The sequence below is a fragment of the Ammoniphilus resinae genome (assembly GCF_017873965.1).
GTDB classification, from domain to species: Bacteria; Bacillota; Bacilli; order Aneurinibacillales; family RAOX-1; genus Ammoniphilus_A; species Ammoniphilus_A resinae.
The window spans coordinates 131,252-151,217 of sequence record NZ_JAGGKT010000007.1; the positions used below are offsets into that span (position 1 = coordinate 131,252).

At 42.5% G+C, this 19,966-nt stretch carries 18 protein-coding genes; 16 read left to right on the forward strand and 2 right to left on the reverse strand.

From position 1 onward, the window contains the following. The first annotated feature begins 1 nt into the window (after position 1). The 6 genes from J2Z37_RS12945 (at position 2) to J2Z37_RS12970 (ending at position 6,702) form a co-directional block, all read left to right on the forward strand. Entirely contained in the window at positions 2-439 is a 438-nt protein-coding gene (locus J2Z37_RS12945; protein WP_209810682.1) for a MaoC family dehydratase, read from the forward strand. A gap of 113 nt (positions 440-552) precedes the next feature. Beyond that, positions 553-1,548: a LacI family DNA-binding transcriptional regulator gene (locus J2Z37_RS12950; protein WP_209810683.1), complete on the forward strand. Its 996-nt coding sequence runs from the start codon at positions 553-555 to the stop codon at positions 1,546-1,548. 137 nt (positions 1,549-1,685) lie between these two features. Next, positions 1,686-3,155 (forward strand): MFS transporter, encoded by a 1,470-nt coding sequence (locus tag J2Z37_RS12955; protein ID WP_209810684.1) that lies wholly within the window; start codon positions 1,686-1,688, stop codon positions 3,153-3,155. A gap of 124 nt (positions 3,156-3,279) precedes the next feature. Beyond that, positions 3,280-4,854 carry a copper resistance CopC/CopD family protein gene (locus J2Z37_RS12960; protein ID WP_209810685.1) on the forward strand — a complete coding sequence of 525 codons (1,575 nt, stop codon included), beginning with the start codon at positions 3,280-3,282 and terminating at the stop codon, positions 4,852-4,854. 23 nt (positions 4,855-4,877) lie between these two features. After that, the gene (locus tag J2Z37_RS12965) at positions 4,878-5,984 is read left to right on the forward strand and encodes a molybdopterin-dependent oxidoreductase (protein WP_209810686.1); all 1,107 of its coding nucleotides are present in this window, start codon (positions 4,878-4,880) and stop codon (positions 5,982-5,984) included. A 34-nt stretch (positions 5,985-6,018) separates the two neighbouring features. Further along, complete coding sequence (locus J2Z37_RS12970; protein ID WP_209810687.1) at positions 6,019-6,702, forward strand: hypothetical protein; 684 nt, start codon at positions 6,019-6,021, stop codon at positions 6,700-6,702. Positions 6,703-6,765: 63 nt separating this feature from the next. Here J2Z37_RS12970 and J2Z37_RS12975 read toward each other — a convergent pair whose 3' ends face one another. Together J2Z37_RS12975 and J2Z37_RS12980 are read right to left on the reverse strand one after the other, a co-directional pair. After that, a complete protein-coding gene (locus J2Z37_RS12975) occupies positions 6,766-7,695 on the reverse strand; it encodes an NAD(P)-dependent oxidoreductase (RefSeq protein ID WP_280922211.1) in 930 nt (309 codons plus the stop codon). Between the two features lie 188 nt (positions 7,696-7,883). Next, on the reverse strand, positions 7,884-9,029 hold the full coding sequence (locus tag J2Z37_RS12980) for an acyl-CoA dehydrogenase family protein (protein WP_209810689.1): 1,146 nt from the start codon (positions 9,027-9,029) through the stop codon (positions 7,884-7,886). 226 nt (positions 9,030-9,255) lie between these two features. On the opposite strand from J2Z37_RS12980, the gene J2Z37_RS12985 reads away from it, so the two are divergent. The 10 genes from J2Z37_RS12985 (at position 9,256) to J2Z37_RS13030 (ending at position 19,958) form a co-directional block, all read left to right on the forward strand. Further along, positions 9,256-9,672, forward strand: coding sequence for a MaoC family dehydratase (locus J2Z37_RS12985; protein WP_209810690.1), 417 nt, complete (start codon positions 9,256-9,258; stop codon positions 9,670-9,672). Positions 9,673-9,711: 39 nt separating this feature from the next. Next, positions 9,712-11,298, forward strand: coding sequence for an acyl CoA:acetate/3-ketoacid CoA transferase (locus tag J2Z37_RS12990; RefSeq protein ID WP_209810691.1), 1,587 nt, complete (start codon positions 9,712-9,714; stop codon positions 11,296-11,298). After that, entirely contained in the window at positions 11,295-12,239 is a 945-nt protein-coding gene (locus J2Z37_RS12995) for a dihydrodipicolinate synthase family protein (protein WP_209810692.1), read from the forward strand. Before J2Z37_RS12990 ends, J2Z37_RS12995 begins: the two co-directional genes overlap by 4 nt. A gap of 37 nt (positions 12,240-12,276) precedes the next feature. Further along, positions 12,277-13,077 (forward strand): enoyl-CoA hydratase/isomerase family protein, encoded by an 801-nt coding sequence (locus tag J2Z37_RS13000; RefSeq protein WP_209810693.1) that lies wholly within the window; start codon positions 12,277-12,279, stop codon positions 13,075-13,077. A gap of 36 nt (positions 13,078-13,113) precedes the next feature. Further along, positions 13,114-14,859 carry an FAD-binding protein gene (locus J2Z37_RS13005; RefSeq protein WP_209810694.1) on the forward strand — a complete coding sequence of 582 codons (1,746 nt, stop codon included), beginning with the start codon at positions 13,114-13,116 and terminating at the stop codon, positions 14,857-14,859. 143 nt (positions 14,860-15,002) lie between these two features. Continuing rightward, complete coding sequence (locus J2Z37_RS13010) at positions 15,003-16,025, forward strand: LacI family DNA-binding transcriptional regulator (RefSeq protein WP_245203796.1); 1,023 nt, start codon at positions 15,003-15,005, stop codon at positions 16,023-16,025. Positions 16,026-16,118: 93 nt separating this feature from the next. Continuing rightward, positions 16,119-17,192 (forward strand): TRAP transporter substrate-binding protein, encoded by a 1,074-nt coding sequence (locus J2Z37_RS13015; RefSeq protein ID WP_209810696.1) that lies wholly within the window; start codon positions 16,119-16,121, stop codon positions 17,190-17,192. Positions 17,193-17,254: 62 nt separating this feature from the next. After that, positions 17,255-17,845: a TRAP transporter small permease gene (locus J2Z37_RS13020; RefSeq protein ID WP_209810697.1), complete on the forward strand. Its 591-nt coding sequence runs from the start codon at positions 17,255-17,257 to the stop codon at positions 17,843-17,845. After that, a complete protein-coding gene (locus J2Z37_RS13025) occupies positions 17,845-19,182 on the forward strand; it encodes a TRAP transporter large permease (protein ID WP_209810698.1) in 1,338 nt (445 codons plus the stop codon). The genes J2Z37_RS13020 and J2Z37_RS13025 overlap by 1 nt, the downstream gene beginning before the upstream one ends. A 14-nt stretch (positions 19,183-19,196) precedes the next feature. Next, positions 19,197-19,958, forward strand: a complete 762-nt coding sequence (locus J2Z37_RS13030; protein ID WP_209810699.1) for an SDR family NAD(P)-dependent oxidoreductase — start codon at positions 19,197-19,199, stop codon at positions 19,956-19,958. The last annotated feature ends 8 nt before the right edge of the window (positions 19,959-19,966 follow it).

The following is a 19,966-nucleotide window of genomic DNA, read 5'->3' on the forward strand; positions in this document are numbered from 1 at the left end:
TATGATTCCATCCAAAACATTTGACCAAATCCCTGTAGGAACGCAAGAAGTGACCATCCGAACGGTGACGGAGGAAGATGTCAATCAATTTGGGCATCTATCAGGAGACCTCAATCCACTGCATATGAATGAAGACTTTGCAAAGAATACGCCGTTTGGAAGGAGGGTCGTTCATGGGATGTTTACAGCTGCCATTATATCCACGACCCACACGAATCTGACGGGACCGGGATTTGTATACGTTGGTCAGGAACTCAATTTTAAGGGACCTGTTTATATAGGTGATACCATTAGCGTTACTGTAACCGTTTCAAACAGGAAGGAAGAGAAGGGGATTCTAGCTCTTCAAACAGTAGTTACAAACCAGGATGGGCAGTTGATCCTTGATGGTAAATCTGCTTTGATGGAGTTAGACCGTTTAAAACAACGCCGAAAATAACGGGTAGTCCCTATCCTATTACTGATCATGTAATACACGTTTCTTGGCAGTAGACAAAATTCAGAAAAGATAATATAGTAAGGGAAAGATTGTGGAGTTAAAGTGAGGGAATAATGGTTACATCAACAGACGTGGCACGAAGAGCAGGAGTATCGCAAGCTACTGTTTCGCGAGTGCTCAATAATCCGAATAGCGTTAAATCTGGAACGAGAGAAAAAGTTCTTCGCGTGATGGAGGAAATGAATTATAAGCCAAATCTCATCGCCCGTAGTCTAGTGATGAATCACACAAAAACGATCGCTTTACTATCGGGAACTTTAAAAAATGGATTTTTTGTTGAAACCATAGACTCAATGATAAACTTGGCAACTTCCCGGGGATACAAGACTTTGGTTTTTTTTGAAGGAGAAAAAGAGATTACGGATCTATTAGATACTATTAGGGGCAATAAAGTAGACGGCATTTTGTTGTCTGCAATGAAATATGATGATCCGCTTTTTGAAGAACTTGAAAGTTGGGGAATTCCATTCATCCAAATGAGTAGAAGACATCGGAAGGGTGGAAATTATGTTGTTTTAGACAACATTCTGGCCACTCAATTGCTGACAAAGCACATTCTTGAATTAGGGCATAGAAGGCTTGCATTTATTGTTGGTTCAACCAATGCCTCTACCTTTTTAGAACGGAAAATGGGTTTTGAGAAGGCTCTACAACAAGTAGGAATGGAAAATCTAAAGGAGTTCATTTATCCAATCGAACCTATTACTTCTGAAGTGGCAAAAACAACCCGTATGCTTATGAATCTGCCTGAACCACCGACAGCGATTATTTGTTCTTCCGATGCGATGGCCTTAGTTGCCATGGATACGCTTCTTTCCATGGGATTGAAGGTACCGGAAGATGTAAATTTAGCTGGGATGGATAATATCGGGATCACCTCCCATCAAGCGATTCAGTTGACTACGATTGGTCACCAAATGAATTCGATGGGTGAACTTGCGGTGGATCATCTAATAGACCTAATCGAAGAAAAAGTAGAAGCCCCTGTGCAGCAGGTTTTAATGCCAGAACTAATTATTCGAAACACAACAACGAATCTATCAAAATAAATGAATAGAAAATAGTTAACGGTATTTTCCAAAAGACTCTGATCTAGATGTTATGCACAAGAATAAGTGATCAGAGTTTTTTGGTATACCCTGTAGTTTGCCTATTTTAAATATTTACACAAGAGGAGATTAAGAAAATGACGATGGATTCGACTAAGCTTTCCCCCAATCGTATTTTGGCAGGCGTTGTTACAGGGTATTTTATGGTTCAGCTGGCCTTGGTGCCTGTTGCAGCGATGCTGCCAACACTTGCTACCGAATTTGAAGTGGACGTGGGACTTATTGGATGGGTCATGACGATTTATTTGCTTTCATTAACAGGTTTTCAATTGTTTGGTGGTCGTATGGGAGATCAATTATCCCACCAACGTGTATTTAAAGCAGGGCTAATTATTTTTGGTCTTTCCTCACTCTTAGCGGGATTGTCAGCAAGTTATTGGCAAATGGTTCTGTGGCGTGCTTTACAAGGTATTGGCGCTGCCATGCTGGCAGGAAACAGTATGGCGATCGTTCATAAAGCATTTGATTCTAAGGACCGCGGGAAAGCAATCGGATGGCTGACCTCTGCAGCAGCATTTGGCTCCTTATTGGGGATTATTATTGGCTCTTTATTTACCCACTATTTAAGTTGGAGATTGGTATTCTTTTTAGGCATTCCTCTTTCTTTAATTAGTCTGTTTTTATTGAAAGGCAAGGAGGAAAAGGTAGCCAATGGAAATTGGCGTAACATCGATTTCCCGGGTGGAATTATGTTGTACCTGTTGTTGGTTTGCTTTTCCATGTCGTTTGCATCTGGACACAAAGGACATGGAGGGGGTGGGGAACCCACCAATACAGCTGTTTCCATCAGTTCCTTGATACGTTGGGAGTATTTAGCAGCCATGGTGCTGTGCTTTGTATTGTTAGTTTGGATTGAAAAGCGATCGCAAAATCCCTTAGTCATCTTTCATCAATTCAAGAATAAACAATTTACAGGTGCGGTATCTGCTAATTTTATTCTGCATTTTGTTATGATTTGTGTGGTTTTCTTTATTCCTTTTATTGTCGAACAGGGACTAGGGAAAACTGCCATATTTACAGCAGCTGTCCTTTTGTCTGTTGAATTTATGAATGCTATTTTCCCCCCTATAGCCAGTTCCTTTTATCATCGTTTTCAATGGTATTGGCTGCGTCCTTTGGGGATGGGTGTCATCGCAACCGGACTATGTGCTTACTACTTTTTAGTTGATCATACCGGTGTGCCAGGCTTAATCTTGTTAGGAGGTTGGATTGGCATTGGCATGGGGATTTTCTGGTCAATTAATAATCATGTAATCATGACCTCTCTCGATGATGAGTACCGCGGGTTTGCTTCTGGCATGCTTGAAACGACAAGGCAATCGGGGCATACATTGGCATCTGGGATCTCCGCCGTTGCAATGAGTTTTGCTTTGAATCAACAGCTGACCCAGGATATTACCGTCCTTGACTCGCTGTATGTTGGAACCAAGTATATTTTGTTGATTGGCACAGTCACGGCAACTGTTGGCTTGTTATTTACCTTTATGAAAAACAAGCCAAAGGAGCAATTGGTTCATAAAGATGATAGGATTTCAGCCGAGATCTGATAGAGAAAAATCCCTAGAAACGTTTCCTGGGTGGAAATATCTAGGGATTTTGATTTGTTTGGAAGCTCATAAATAATGAGACTTTTCGTGTATATCCAACAAGAATTGAGAGGTGGGGGTGACGGTGATTACTAAAAGAAAAAATGGTTGGTTGCCCTTTTTTCTTTTGTTGCTCATTCTTTTTCCACAACAGGTCTTTGCTCACGCGAAATTGGAGAAAGCATATCCTGGGCCCGACAGTCAACTTTCTGCTTCTCCAAGTGAAATTACCCTGACATTTAATGAACGGTTGGAGAGAGAGCTGTATTATATTCAAGTTTTTGATGGCCATGGAGTGTCGGTGACGGAGAATTTAACAGAAATGAGCCGAGACCAAAGGGAATTGGTTTTGCCGCTTCCTCCGTTAAAAGATGATCACTACACTGTTACCTACCGTGTGATATCTGCGGACGGACATACCATTCGCGGAACCTATGTGATGAATGTGGGGGAGATTGCCCCTGTTGCTACGACTGGGCTCGTTGAAATTTATAAGGATGCTTCTGTCCGGGCGGCGGTTTTTGGGGTGCGAATCTTTTATTTCCTTCTCCTTTTGTTCTTGACAGGTTTGATTCTTTGGGGGACCTATTTTTCGTTTCGATCGAGGGAATTCTCTGATGAATATAAAAAGGAAACCAAAGATGCGCAGGTGCTTTTTTTAGTTGCCCTTTTTGTACTGACCTTCGTTCAAATGGGGGAAGTATTGACCGACTGGAAGTTTGCAGGTATGGTGGACTTTTTATTCAAAACAATGACAGGAGGATCTCTGATTTTTTCTTTAGCTCTTTCTCTTGCAGGTTTTGCTGTTTTACATCGGAGATGGTGGATTGACGGGGGATGGGCTCTTTCTCTTTTATTTGCCAAATCCTTGAATGGCCACGCTGTGGGTTTTGATCCTCCATTTTTGACAATACCATTAAATTTTATTCACTTACTGTCTGCTGCATTATGGGTCGGGGGACTGTTTTACCTGCTGCTTTTTTGGAAAGGTCACCAGGAACAGGTGGTTGGCTTTTTACCTGTCTTTTCAAGAACAGCGGTTGTCAGTATCGTTGTTTTGACGCTTACCGGATCATTGTCCTCTATTATCTATTTGCCCAAATTGAGCTACTTGGTTGAAACCCTCTGGGGAATCTTATTATTGGTAAAATTGGCGTTGGTAGGGTTCGTTATTGTTGTGGGGGCTATTATTCGACAAAGGATGAAAAAGAATTTGGTGGACCAACTCCAAACTTGGATAAAGGTTGATTTGTGTTTGATGATACTAATCGTTGGTATCGTAGGGGTGTTTACCTATCTTAGCCCATCTCCTTCTAATAAACCATTGTATTGGGAGGAACGGATAGAAGTTGCTCGAATAACTACCCAAATCACACCCAATGCCCCTGGTGTCAATCAGTTTCGTGTAAACATTTCCATTAATAAAAAAGAAGTGAAGATGAAGGACGTAACCATGTTCTTAAGCTATCTTGAAAATCCTCAAATTGCTCCGATTGAAGTTCCGTTTTCATCTGAGCAACTTATAGCGGGAAGGGATGAATACGAGTTGAACAGTGTCGGAGCGTATTTGCCGTTTGCCGGTCGCTGGATGGTTGAAGTAAGAATAATGGATGGGGAGGACAATGAAACCGTGTCTAAGAAAGAATTTACAATTTATTGAAATTAGTTCAGGAGGAATGGGCCTTGTCATTTAAAAAGGTAAAAATGATTCATCATTTGCATGTTCTTTTTGTATGCTTGCTTCTATTCACAGGTATTCTCCTTTATTTTGCAGGCATTCCTTGGATTTCAAAAATGTTAATGAGGAATATACATCTTGGCATTGCCGTAGGATACATAGTGCTCCTGCTTTATTCTCTGTTGCCAGTCTATCAATATAAAAAAAAGTTGGGAAAGTCTGCAGGTAAACAATGGCATATCCTATTTATTTATCTATTCTCCTTGCTGTGGTTGCTTTCTGGATTTATTCTTTGGATCAACCATCCCGCAATTTTGGATTATCGGATCATTGCTTTGCAGCTTCATGATTGGATAAGTGTGGTCATTATTCCTTGGGTCCTCATCCATGTCTATTGGAAAAAACGGGGAGTTCCGTTCATCGGGAGGCATAGAATAAAGGGGATTGAACAAGCCTTATCGGAAAGGTTGCTTACCAGAAGAGAATGGCTTGTTCTTGCAACAGGGACAGGATTATCCATGGTAATTGCTGCTTCCTTGAAATGGTTTAAACCCTTCTTGGAGCCATGGGAAACCGTTCGGGCAGTAGGAATGGCAAGAAAAGGGTATTTTCGTATCTATACGGTTACCTCGAAAAATCCCTCATTTGATCCAAAAAGTTGGAAACTGACCCTTGATGGTTTGGTTGACTCCCCTCAGCAGTTTTATTATTCCGATCTGACAGCGATGGAATGGCGGACCATTACCCGTGACTTCCACTGTGTCACGGGTTGGAGTGTATTCAATGTAACGTGGAGTGGGATACCGTTTGTAAGCTTAATAAATATTGCCCAACCCAAGCAGGAGGGGAGATTTGTAAAAATCTATTCTGCAGATGGGGTTTATACTGAAACCTATACAATCGAACAATTGGCGAATCAAGATGTTTTACTTGCATTTCAATTGGATGATCAGCCATTAATTCAAAGCCAAGGGGCTCCTTGTCGTCTTATTCATCCCAAGATGTACGGATATAAATCAATTAAATGGGTTAATCGAATCGAAATTACGAGTGAGAGAGGCAAGGGGTATTGGGAGGCATTAGAAAATTATGATTTGGATGGCTATATTTAAACAGAAACGCTTTATTTGGATGACAATACTTTGCATGTTTTTCTGGTCAGTGACTGGATGGGCAGTTTTTTCGGCGATGCCTAGTGGGGTAAAGCAAAATTGGAACGAGGTTAATTCGGCATTGGAACATATGCAGGAGTGGAATTCCTATCAAACTACAGAAAACGTAATAGTAGATGGCCAGGAGGTAGTGAGTTTAATAGGGAGCATCCAACATATTCCCAAGCAAAGCCGTTTTCAAACGAACATCCGCTTGAATGACAAGGATACCTTTCAATTTGAAGCATATATTCAGGATAAAATGATTTATCTCTATGACCCCTCTACGCCTAAATGGGTTCAGATGTCTATGAGACACCCAACGGCAGGGGAGTTAAATGCAATGACGGATAACTTGAACTTCTGGGTGTTACTTCTTTCCTATGCCAAGTCGGTGGAAAAGAGCCAAGAAGCGGAGGGCTACCTGCGTTATAGAGTGTTACTGAATCCTTTTGCAGAATCCATTCATGGTATACTTTTTGAAGGAGACCAAGGGTATTTAGAGTTTGTCTTAGAAAAACAAACAGGGAATATTATTGAAGCACAATTAATCTCCAAACATAAAAACCTGTTTTCAAATCTTAAAAATGCAACATACACTGCTCGATTCTCCTCCATCAACCAAGTAGAATCATTAAATGTACCAAAAGAGGCTTACCGAGGAGAAAAGTTAGATTGACTCCGTTATTCTATAAAAAAGAACCGTCCCTAGAATTGATAGAGACGGTTCTTTATATATAACTTATTTAAGGTTACCCCATTCTTGATATAATTTAAATACAGATGCTACGTCCTCATCCCCTAGACCTTTATTTGTTGACGTAGTAAACATTTGTTTTGCAAGACCCAATGCAGGGGTAACAACTTTAAGGCTTTCCGCAAGGTTGTAGGCTAATCCCAAATCTTTATTCATCAAAGCCACTGCGAATTGAACAGAATAATCTTCTTCAATTAGTTTTCCGGATTTCATTTCAACCATTCTGCTATTGGCACCACCTGCTGCAACAACAGAAAGAAACTTTTCCAGATCTAAATTACTTTTTTGGGCCATTGTCATCCCTTCTGACAGAGCAAGAAGGGAAATCCCAACCATGGTATTACTAATTAATTTTGTTGTAGCGCCTGCACCACTTTCTCCCATATAGACCCATGATTTTCCCATAGATTTAAAGAGAACTTCAGACTTCTCGTAGGCGTCTTTTGATCCACCAACCATAAAGCCAAGAATTCCGTCTTTCGCTTGTGGAGCAGAGCCTGTCACTGGTGCATCAAGGAATTGTACGTCTCTTTCAGCAAAGATCTGGTGAAGTTCGCGACTAGTTAAGGGGGAGACAGTACTTGAATCGATAATAATTTGACCAGGCTTAACACCCTCAATTACTCCATTTTCACCAAGGAGAACTTCTTTTAGTTGTTGATCTGCACTTAACATCGTAATAATGGCATCTGAATGTTGAGCAACCTCGAAGGGGCTTGATACCACCTTGGCTCCTTTTTCTTTAAAGGGAAGGGCCTTTTCCGCTGTACGGTTCCATACAACTAAAGAAAATCCATCTTTCAATAAATTATCAGCCATTCCAGCTCCCATCGTCCCTAATCCAATCATCCCTATTGTTTTCATGCTTGACTCTCCTTTAATAGTAGATTTGTCTGTGATTGCAAAGAAGTACAAATTGTAAACCTTTACAAAAATAAAAAGTTAAAAGGTTTGCACTTCAATTAAATTACATTCTATTATACCTTTTTAAGAGAACAATCGTCTAGAGATTAATAGGAGGAGTCGCAAAAAATGAGTATGAGGATAACATGATAGAAAAGAAGAAGATGCTCGAAAGAAAATACGAGCATCTTCTTCTTTTTCTATTGATATTGCTTTAGCACATGTCGCGCAATAATCACGCGCTGGATTTGGTTGGTTCCTTCATAGATTTGCGGCAGTTTGGCATCGCGGTACATTCTTTCCACTGGATATTCCTTAGTATAGCCGTATCCGCCATGGATTTGCACGGCATTCGTTGAGATCTCCTGGGCAATATCGGAAGCATAGAGCTTTGCGATCGCCGCTTCTTTTGAATAGGGGCGGCCCTGGTCTTTTAAATAACAAGCTTTATAGATGAGAAGTCGTGCTGCCTCGATTTTTGCTTCGGCGTCGGCAATCATAAACTGGATCGCTTGATAATTGCTAATCGTCTTTCCAAAGGCTTCCCGCTGTAAAGCATATTTAATAGATTGATCCAATGCACCTTGGGCGATCCCTAATGCCAAGGAAGCTATCACAATTCGGCCATTATCAAATGAACCCATGGCATACTTGAAGCCTTCCCCTTCGTGGCCAATCAAATTTTCCATAGGTACGGTGCAGTCTTCGTAAATAATAGAGGAGGTTCCAATTCCGCGAATCCCCATTAGTTTTTCTTTTTTGCCAACTTGAAGCCCTGGACGATCCCGTTCAACTAAAATAGCAGAAATGCCGCGATGCCCAGGCTGTTCGTTTGTCCGAGCCATGGTAACGTAGACATCACCTAGTGTCCCCATCGTAATAAATTGCTTGGTTCCATTGATTATAAACTGATCACCTTCCCTGACGGCACGGGTTTTTAAAGACGCAAGGTCTGTCCCGCCGCTTGGTTCGGTAGCAGAAATACAACAAATAACTTCTCCGCGTCCAATGGCAGCGACATATTTTTCCTTTTGTTCTTCCGAAGCAAAACGCACAAGGAAGTCACTTTGTAATTTAGAGGTGAGTACAGCGTTGGACATTGCAGCAGATACCTTTGCTAATTCTTCAAGCATAATGCTGCAGCTAATATGATCTGCTCCAATGCCTCCATACTTTTCTGGCAATGTTAAGGAAATAAAACCAAGTTCAGCCATTTGTCTCCAAATATCTTTCGGAAATTCATCCGATTCATCAATTTCAGCCGCACGTGGAGCCACGACTTCTTGCGCAAACTGGCGAACTGTCTCACGAATCATTTTCTGTTCTTCGTTCAATTCAAAGATCATGTTCTATCTCCTCCAGATTCGTTGCAAAGTAGGGGTGAAATTCAGGCTCATTATAACCTGTGCTAAATATTCAGTCAATATAGCAAAGGTTAATATTTAATATTATACGAATTGACATAAAAATTAAATAATGTATATTAATATTGAGAGGGAATAAATATCTATTTAATCTCAGAAATATTGAATACGTATTCATAACTTTGATTGACGAGAGGAGCGGTTTGCGATGGGGAAAATTCCTTTGGAAATTGACGAACAGGTTAGTTTCAGTAAAACGATTGGTGAGGCGGACGTGTATATGTTTGCCGGGATTACTGGTGACTTGAGCCCTAATCATGTGAATGAAGATTATATGAGTAAAACGCAGTATAAGAAAAGAATTGCACACGGCGTTTTGTCCATTGGTTTTGCTTCTACGACCTCGACATTGATGCAGCAGAAAACAGATATGACTGCAGTTTCTTACGGATATGACCGGATTCGTTTTATTAAACCGATCTTTATCGGTGACACCATCACCGTAACCTACACCATTGCAGAAATTGATCAGGAAAATTTAAAAACAAAAGCGAATATTGAAGTGGTTAACCAAGATGGTGAACTATGTACAGTAGGACAGCATATTCTAAAGTTTTTTGAGTAGATCGGCTTGAGCTTAAAGATAAGAAGGGATGATCGCATGGTGGACCAGATAAGCATGAAGGAAGCTGCATATAAAATTAAATCAGGTCAGACGATCACAGTTTCAGGGAACGGGGAGTTCCTTAACCCTGATGGAGTATTGGCTGCACTGGAAAAGCGATTTTTAGAAACAGGAGAACCAAAAGATCTTACATTGATTTACAACGTTATACCGGGTTCTCCGCGGCGTGGAACAGGAGTTGACCGTCTGGCGCATCCTGGGATGCTGAAAAGGATTTATGCCGGAAGCTATTATACGCTCGAAGTGGAAAAATTAAACGATTTAATCCGGGAGAATCAAGTGGAAGCCTATCTTGTTCCCTACGGTGCCCTCTACAATATGATGCGGACCGCATCTGCCGGTCAGCCAGGTGTATTAACACCTGTTGGCATCGGGACATTCGTTGACCCCCGGATCGGAGGGGATAAGCTAACCCCACGCACAACAGAAGATATATCACAGGTTATGGAAATTGATGGAAAAGAATATCTTTTTTATAAGGCAGTGCCGATTGACGTTGCCATCATTCGAGCGACGACCGCAGACGAGGATGGGAATCTGTCACTTGAGCAAGAACCCTTTTCCATCGGAATTCTGCACAAGGCGATGGCTGCAAAAAACCGGGGAGGTACAGTGATCGCTCAGGTCAAACAAATCGCCAAACGGGGTTCAATCCATCCAAAATCGGTCGCCGTTCCAGGAATTTTCGTCGATCATGTGGTACTTGCTCCTGATCAGATGGACGCAATGCCATACAATCCAGCATGGACTGGTGATATCCGCATCCCGATGGAGGCAATCGAACCCATGCCGCTGGATTATAAAAAGGTCATTTCGCGGCGTGCGGCAATGGAATTGGAGCCTGGGGACCTCGTTAATTTCGGCTTTGGCATTAGTGCTAGTGTCCCGCAGATTGCTAGTGAAGAAGGGATTGCAGACCAGGTAATTTTCAACGTTGAGCATGGGCCGGTTGGAGGTATTCCTAATAACAAGTATGCCTTTGGAGCGGGTGTCAATATGATGGCAACCATGGATGCGCAAAATATTTTCGAATTTTATGATGCCGGAAGACTTAATATGACCTGTCTTGGGATGGCGGAAGTCAATCGGGATGGCAGCATTAATGTCAGCCGTGTCAACGGAAAGTACAATCTAGGCGGATTCATGGATATCGTTCACGCGACAAAGAAAATCGTCTTTTGCGGAACTTTCACGGCCGGTGGACTAGATATCCAGGTTGAAGACGGGAAGATAAAAATCATTCGCGATGGGCGTTATAGGAAATTTGTCAACAACCTTCAGCATGTGACATTTAACGGAAACTTTGCCCTCGAAAAAGTACAGAAGGTCGTGTATGTTACAGAGCGAGCTGTGTTTACGATCACTGAGGAAGGGCTGACATTAACCGAGATTGCACCTGGTGTTGACTTGGAACAGGATATCTTAGCAAAGATGGAGTTTCGTCCGGCCATTTCAAAAAACCTGAAAGAGATGGATGACTGCTTATTTCAACCTGAACGGATGGGACTTAGGCAAAAAGAGTCGTTTGCACGCCAATTAAAGGATGAGAGGGGATCAAGCAAATGAGACCGGATTTAGTTCTAAAAGGGGTTATCCCGGCAAACCTGATTGCATTTGATGCGAATCTGCAAATCGATGAGAGGAACTATCGCCGACACATTCGCTATATCGTTAATACAGAAGGGGTGGCTGGATTAACGACAAACGGCCATGCAGCAGAAGTAGCCACATTAACTCTGGAAGAACAGCAGCGAAGCCTGCAAATTACCCTTGATGAAGTAAATGGGAAAGTCCCAGTCATATGCGGGGTGTATCAAGACGGAACACAGAAGGCCGTGGACATCGCTAAAATGGCGGAGCGGGAAGGAGCAGACTGTTTGCTTATTTTTCCGTCAGCAGTGTTTGATTACGGTTCACAACTTCGTCCAGAAATGGCCTATAAGCATTATGCAACGATTGCTGAAGCGACGAATCTTCCGATGGTTGCCTTTGTCTATCCGGTAACCTCCGGTCTTCATATTCCAACAGAAAATTTAATAAAAATTTGCAGTGAAATAGATAATGTGATTGCCGTCAAGGAATGGTCTAACGACATCGGTGTCTATGAAAGGAACTATCGTGAGCTAAAGGGCCTAGATAAGAAAATATCCCTTCTAACCAGCTTCAGTAAAGCGCTGCTTCCATCCTTGTGCATTGGTGCAGACGGGATTCTTTCCGGGCACGGAAGTCTAATTGCTGATTTACAAGTAGCCTTGTTCAATGCAGTAGAACAGGAAGATCTAAAGACTGCCCGAAGGATTGCGGATCGAATTTATCCTTTGGTTCAGGTCTTTTATAAGGAACCTTTCCTTGATATGCATAACCGCATGAAAGAAGCCAACGCCATGCTCGGCCGTATTGATGAAGCCTATGTACGCCCGCCGCTGCAGCGTCTATCGAATGAGGAAAGAGAAACAATTGGTCGCGTGATTTTGGAAGCGGGATTGCCTAGCGAACGGGTCAAGTAGTTTATATAAATAAGAGATTAGAGAGGATGTAGCTAAGATGGAGCAACCGTTAATCCTGTTAGATAAATTCGAAAATGGAGTGGCCCAAGTTACCTTAAATAACCCTCCATTTAATTTAAATACCTTAGAATCTACCCGCCAGCTAAGCGATATTTTGGACCAGGTGGAAGCGGATGATTCCATTCGTGTCGTTGTTTTAGCCAGTGCGGGAACCCGGGCGTTCTGTACTGGCTCGGATATCAAGGAATTCCCCTATGTTTCGGATGATGTCATTGAGAAGAAATTACGCAAAGAAAATGAGACCTTTAGCAAATTTGAATTTCTGTCCAAACCAACGATTGCTGCAATTGATGCCCTCGCTTGTGGGGGAGGATGTGAAATTACGCTAGCCTGTGATATACGGATTATCGCAGAAACAGCCCAAATGGGATTGCCAGAGATAAAATTGGGCGTATTTCCAGGAAGCGGGGGACTTTTTCGTCTGCCAAAAATTATCGGTCCAGCTCGAGCGATGGAATTGATGTTCCGTGGCCACTTCATTTCTGCTGGCGAAGCGGAACGGATCGGGTTGGTCAACCAGGTTGTACCTGAGGGGCAAGCCCTGTCTGCTGCGCTAACCTTGGCTGAGGAATTGGCACGTCAGCCTCGGGAGTCAATCAAAGCCATTAAACAAGGAATTAGACAGGCACTCTATAGCACGTATGAAGAGAATCTGCAATTAACACTTAGTTTAAGTGAAAAGGTGTTTAAAACAGAAGATTGCAAGGAAGGGGTCCAGGCTTTCTTTGAGAAACGCAAACCTAGATTTGCAGGGGTTCCCACCATATCTGAGAAGTAAGTCTAATCGATTAAATAAAACGAAGGGGTTTTAGATTTGACTCATACATGGAATGATAGCAATCCTATTATAGTAGAGACTGATGTGTTAGTCGTTGGAAGCGGCGGTGCTGCCTTGCGCGCCGCTCTTGCAGCAAATTCCTGTGGAGCGGACGTGTTGGTCGCGGTAAAGGGGAATTTCGCCAGAAGCGGTGCAACCTTTTATAGTGTGGCGGAAGTGGGAGCTTTTAATGTTCCGGATGGAGCAGCGGATGTAAGCGATTCCCCAGATCAATTCCTGCAAGACATATTAGATGCAGCTCAGGGGATGGCGGATCCTCGCTTAAGCCGTATTTTGGTTTCGGAAGCCGCAGAGGCAATGGAATTTCTTGAAAAATACGGAGTTGTATTCGATAAAAAGGAAGACCGGTATCTGGCCTTTCAAGCCTGTTTTTCTTCCAAGCCGCGGGCACATGTCATCCAAGATCATTTCAAGCCTATTGTGAAAGCATTAGGAGAAGAGGCCACGCGTCGTGAAATTCGCACAATGAGCCGCCTGATGGTTACCAACTTGATCGTTGACGAGGGACAGTGTTATGGTGCTTTTGCCATCGATGAGGATGGGAGATCTATCATGATTCGTGCCAAATCTACTGTTCTTACAACTGGCGGAGCTAGCCAACTATTTAAAACAAACCTGTATCCGCCAGATATCACAGGAGATGGGTATGCCATGGCTTACCGTGCAGGGGCACAGATCGCGAACTTCGAGTTTATGCAAGCTGGGATAAGTATCGTTGCTCCTTTTATCAATTTGTTTGGCAATTATTTATGGGATGCTGCTCCCCGGATTGCGAATAAAGAAGGGGAGTCGTTTATTCATAAATATGCTGAAGATGATCTCACAGTTGCTGAAATCATTAAAGCAAAAGAAAGACACTTTCCGTTCAGTTCGAGCGATATATCTAAGTATATTGAAATCTCTATCCAGAAGGAGATTAACCAGGGTGGGGGGACAGAAAATGGGGGAGTCTACCTTGATTTTACCAGCACAGATTTTGCCGAGGTGCTGGCCAACCCCAACACTAGTATTAGTAAAATGTGGGACACGACTTATCGATGGTACCTAAAACAAAAAGTGGATTTGTATAAAGATAAAGTGGAAATTGCTTGTTCAGCCCATGCGATTAACGGTGGGGTGAGAATTGATCAGCATGGCGGATCAAATATCAAAGGACTATTTGCAGCAGGTGAAGTAGCGGCAGGACCTCACGGTGCTGACCGTTTGGGCGGAAATATGTCTGTGACCTGTCAGGTTTTTGGTCGAAGGGCAGGGGAGGCGGCGGCTAAACACAGCCAATCCTATGAATCTAAAGAACTGCCAGGAATCATAGAGAAACAAAAACAATTTATAAACCAGTTCAAAGGCAATGGTAAACATTCTTTGCGAGGATTAAAGAAAGAATTACAGGAAGCAGCTAATCGACATCTATTAATTATTCGAAATGAGAAAGGGCTTAAAACATTTACAGCAAAGATAAAAGAGATTCAAGATCTGCTGCTAAATGATACAGAGATTGAAACACCGAAGGATCTCATTCGCGCGATCGAATTAAAAAATCTAATCGATGTCGGGTCCATGATGGCAACCGCCGCACTTATTCGGAAGGAAAGCCGGGGAAGCCATTATCGGGAGGATTATCCCGACAAGAGCGGTGATTGGAATAAGAATATTATTCTGGATATTTCCAAGCAGGAGGGTTATTTTACTTCAAGGCTTGAAGATATCGAGACTGGTTATTAATAATTATATTGTTTTAAAATTATATATAATAAAATAATGCGTTAAATTAAGAAAAATATATTGAAAATCACGAGCTGTAATTGTAAAATAGAAACATTCATAAGATTTAATCGTTTTACTTGGGAGTGACAGCATTGGTTACGATGAGGGATATCGCAAAACATGCAGGTGTATCCGTAGCAACGGTTTCTCACGTTCTCAATTCTTCTCGCAGGGTTGGAGCAGAAAGGAAGGAGAGAATTCTTCGCGCAATCGAGGAATTGAATTATGTTCCAAACGCAGTAGCACGGGGGTTAAGAGTGAGAGAAACGCGAACGTTAGGGTTGATATTACCTGATATTACGAATCCCTTTTTTCCCGAACTGGCTAAGGCTTGTGAAGAGATGGCTCAGTCACTAGGATATGCAGTTAATATGATTAACACGAATGACCTTGAAGGAAGAATGGCTGGGGCGGTCACCCAGATTAGGGAAGCAAGGGTTGACGGACTGATTATCACCAGTGCTGCGGAAGGGAACAAAGTATTGTTGTCCAAGCTGGTGCAGGAAGGATACCCGATGGTTCTTGTCCATCGCAGAATTCAGGGGGTTGCAGTAGATACCGTTGTAGCTGATAACTTTACCGGTGGCTACAGTGCCGCACGCCATCTCTTGTCTCTTGGACACACACGTATTGCTATGTTGACCGGGGTTGCCCACTCACCTGTGATAATGAAACGTCTAGAGGGTTATATGAAAGCAATGCAGGATGCCGGGGTTACCATTCAACCGGAATGGGTGACAAGTGGTTATGGCAAATACGAACTGAGTTTCCATGCGACGGAAAACTTGATGCGGTTGCCAGAGAGCAAACGACCTACAGCGATGATTGCCAGTAATGATATTTCTGCCTTAGGTGTCATGGATGCTGCAGAGCATCTAGGAATCTGCATTCCTGAGGAATTATCCCTTGTTGGTTTTGATGATTTGTTTTTCTCTGCTATGAAAGCGGTTCAATTGACTACAGTAAGGATCCCTAGGTACGAAATGGGGCAAATGGCTACTCGTTTGTTGATTGATCGGATAAGCAGGTCAGGGCCGCCGCATCCAATTGAGATGGTGCTGCCAACCACATTGATTATTCGAAAAACCTGCGGAGCTACTAATAATACTTTTATTTCAAAGTAACGGTTTAATCGATTAACTATTGTTGAAAGGGGGGATGTCACAAAAAAGTATTCTTGGTAATTTAACATTTCATTAAGTAAAGGGGGAAAAGCGATGAAAGTAAGAAAGGGATTATCAGCTCTTCTGGCAGGTGTTTTAGTATCTGCTATGGCATTAACAGGATGTGGTGCGAAGCCGGCCGCAGACAATTCAAGCAATAATAACTCATCATCTAATCAAGCTGCTCCGGCACCTGAGAAAAAAGAAGTAAAGAAGTTTAAATTTGGTTATGATCAACCAGACACTACGGGATACGGGATCGCCGCAAATATTTTTAATGACAAATTAAAGGAACTTAGCGGCGGTACAATGGAAATTGAACAATTCCCGGCAGCGCAATTGGGTTCTGAGCCACAAATGCTACAGAAAATCCGTTCCGGTGACTTGGACTTTATGATTTCCTCTACCGCAAATGCTTCTACTGTTGCGCCACAATCAGGTGTTTTTTCACTACATTACATTTTTAAATCGGAAGAACATTTGAAGAAGGTTCTCGCGGATCCTGGGGTACTTCAGGCATACAAGGATATGGTTAGCGAATCCGTTGATGGTGGGCGTATTCTTACGTTGATGACTTTGGGACTGCGGGATATTTATTCAAAAAAGGAAATTAAATCGGTTAAAGACTTAGAAGGATTCAAAATTCGGGTTCAAGCTACACCGACAGAAGATGCCCATTTTCCAGCATATGGTGCACAGACCGTTCATATGCCGTTTGGTGAAGTGTATACCTCCATTCAAACAGGGGTTATGGATGGAGCGGAAAATGGTGTCAACGTTTATTTAAGCAATAAGCATTATGAAGTTGGCCCCGTTTTATCTATGACAGAACACGAAGCAAACAATTCCTTAATCTGGGTCAGTGACAAAGTTTGGAACAGCCTATCTGACGAAGAAAAGAAGTGGGTTGAGGAAGCAGCAGCTGAAGTAGGGAAAACGCAGCCAGAGAAGGCATTTGAACTTGAGCATCAATCACAAGACAAATTAAAGTCCATGGGGGTTACGGTTGTTGAGGATGTAGATAAGTCTGGATTTATCGAAAAAGCCACCCCAATCCAGGATCAATTGGCCAAAGAACTTGGACCACATGCAGAAAAAATTCTTAAGCTTGTACGTGATTTAGAATAGGTATCTATAATTAGCAAAGGCCAATCCAGGATTGGCCTTCTTATTACAAAGGGGGGAACAGGATGAGTCAAAATCAAATGGATTCGATTGTATCACCATTGGATCGAAATATGAAATGGAAATCCTTTGATATCCTTGAACGCATTTTAATGATTTTATGTGGAATTTGTATTTCAGGATTTACCCTCGGGGTATTTCTAGATGTACTGACAAGAACCATTGGGCACCCCTGGTTATGGCTACAAGAAGTGACAATTAGCTTCTTCACCTATGGAATATTTATCGGAGCTGCGGCGGCAACAAGAAGGAATCAACACGTCCTCTTATCATCCGCTGCCTCGAAATATACCGGGAAGGTTCGTTTATTTTGGGAAGTTTTTAACCGCATAGTTATATTAGCTGTTGCATTTTGTTTAATCTTTTATGGCTATTCTAATTATCTCCTTGGCTTTGGTAGTTTTCTTATGCCTTCCATGACACCGATCGCAGTGTTATACGCAGCAATCCCGATTTCGGGCATTTTAATTAGCCTATTTATCATAGAGCAAATTGTGAATGGGTGGAAAAACGGGTTTGACACGCAATCTTTTTATGAGGTTCAGATCCTCGAACAGGTTGGAAGTGAATCAGATAATAAAGGGGTGGCAGGATAATGTCCGCGGGAATGATAATTGGATTGATGGGCGTTTCTTTTATGGGTTTCGGTATTTTGGGTATACCTGTGCCCTTTGCCATCATGGCTTCCGTTTTTCTTGGTACGATGTTTACGGATGTTAGTATGGCATCCATGGTCGGTCAGTTGTATAACGGAATTGATTCTGTTCCGTTAATGGCTGTTCCCTTCTTTTTATTAGCCGGAGAACTCATGGCATCGACTAACGTGACGGAAAGAATTTTTAACTTTACAAGAAGCTTAGTTGGTCATATTCGCAGTGGTCTGGCCCAAGTGAATACTTTGTTCAGCCTGTTTTTCGCTGGGATGTCAGGTTCATCCACAGCTGATGTATCTGCGGAAGTGAGGATTTTAGCCCCGCAGATGAGAAAGGAAGGATACAATCCAGCTTTCTCTGCTGCCTTATCTGCTGCTACATCTACCCTAGCAAATATCATTCCTCCAAGTATTATGGGGGTTATCTATGGAGCAACAGGCAATGTTTCCATCGGAGGAATTTTTCTCGGAGGAATTATTCCAGGAATTATGATTGCAGGCGGGTTTATGATTTATTGTTATTTTTTTAACGCACCTAAGATCAGAAAACCTCGTTCCACTTTCGTAGAGATGGCCGTAGCGGCAAAAGGGGCAGCACTTCCACTCCTCATTCCTTTCGTTATTATGGGTGGGATCTTAAGTGGATGGTTCACGCCAACTGAGTCTGGGATGATTGCGGTTATGTATACGATCTTAATCGTAATTCCAATTATTAAGAGGGATCACCTTAAAAACTTACCAAGAGACTTTATGAATGCCGGGATTTTATATGCTGTACCGATGATCTGTGTTGCGGGGGCATCCGCGTTTGGATGGATGATTGCTTACTTAAAGGCACCTCAAATTGTATCGGGATGGATCCAAGGAATTGCGGGTACAGATCCGTTACTGATCTTATTTTTGGTTATCTTAATGTTTATCGTTGTTGGACAATTTCTAGATGCTGTTCCAGCCATTATCATTTTCATGCCCATTATCGCTGCGCTTGTTGATTTAGGTAGTATTAACCCGATTCATATGGGTGTTATTGTTATTATAACTTTAGCGTTTGGTTTAATTACGCCTCCGTACGGACTATCGCTATTATTGGCTTCATCCATTTCGGGGGTTCCATTCAAGGATGCATTAAAGAAGACGATACCTATGTACGGGATTTTCATAGTTGTACTTTCATGTTTAGTATTCTTTCCAGAATTGGTTCTATGGTTGCCAAAAACATTGATGCCTGAATCTGTAGGCTGCTTTAAGGCACCAGATGGGCTTAGCTATATTTGTCCTTAAGGAGGCAGAAAGTAATGCAATATCCATATGAAATGGAAAACAAGATAGTATTGATAACAGGAGCAGGCAGTGGCATTGGTCGTGCCACTGCAAAGGGGTTCGCAGAGCTAGGGGCTAGCGTGATTCTCGCAGACAGAAATCTTGGAGCTGTTGAACAGGTGAAAAATGAGCTTGCCTCTATCAATACATCGATCCAGACGGTGGAGGTTGATGTCAGCAACCCAAAAAGCATTGAACAAATGTTTAGTTTTGTAGAAATGAAATATGGTAGATTGGATGCCTGTGTAACCTGCGCAGGCGTCATTAGTAAAACGAAGTTGATCGAATTAGATCTGGAAGAATGGAATCGTGTGATGGCGGTGAATCTGACAGGAACTTTCCTATCGATTCAGGGGGCCTACAAGCTAATGCTTCCCAATAAATCCGGTAGTATCGTAGCTATTGCCTCAGATACAGCAAAACGCGGCGGAGGCAGGATTGGAACAGCGGCTTACGGTGCATCAAAAGGTGGGGTGTTGGCATTAGTTAAGTCGATCGCCCGGGAAATGGCTGGTTCAGGCATTCGTATTAACACCATATGTCCAGGTCCGGCAGCGACGGAAATGCATCACGAGCTTCAACCGGAGTTGGTGGCGCAATTAGCTGCAGGAATTCCGCTCGGCCGATTTGCAAACCCTGCGGAAATTGCCAATGCCATCATTTTTCTCTGCTCGGATGCTGCCAGTTATTTCTATGGGGAGAGTATGAATGTTGATGGCGGAGTGATAATGGAATAAAATGGAGG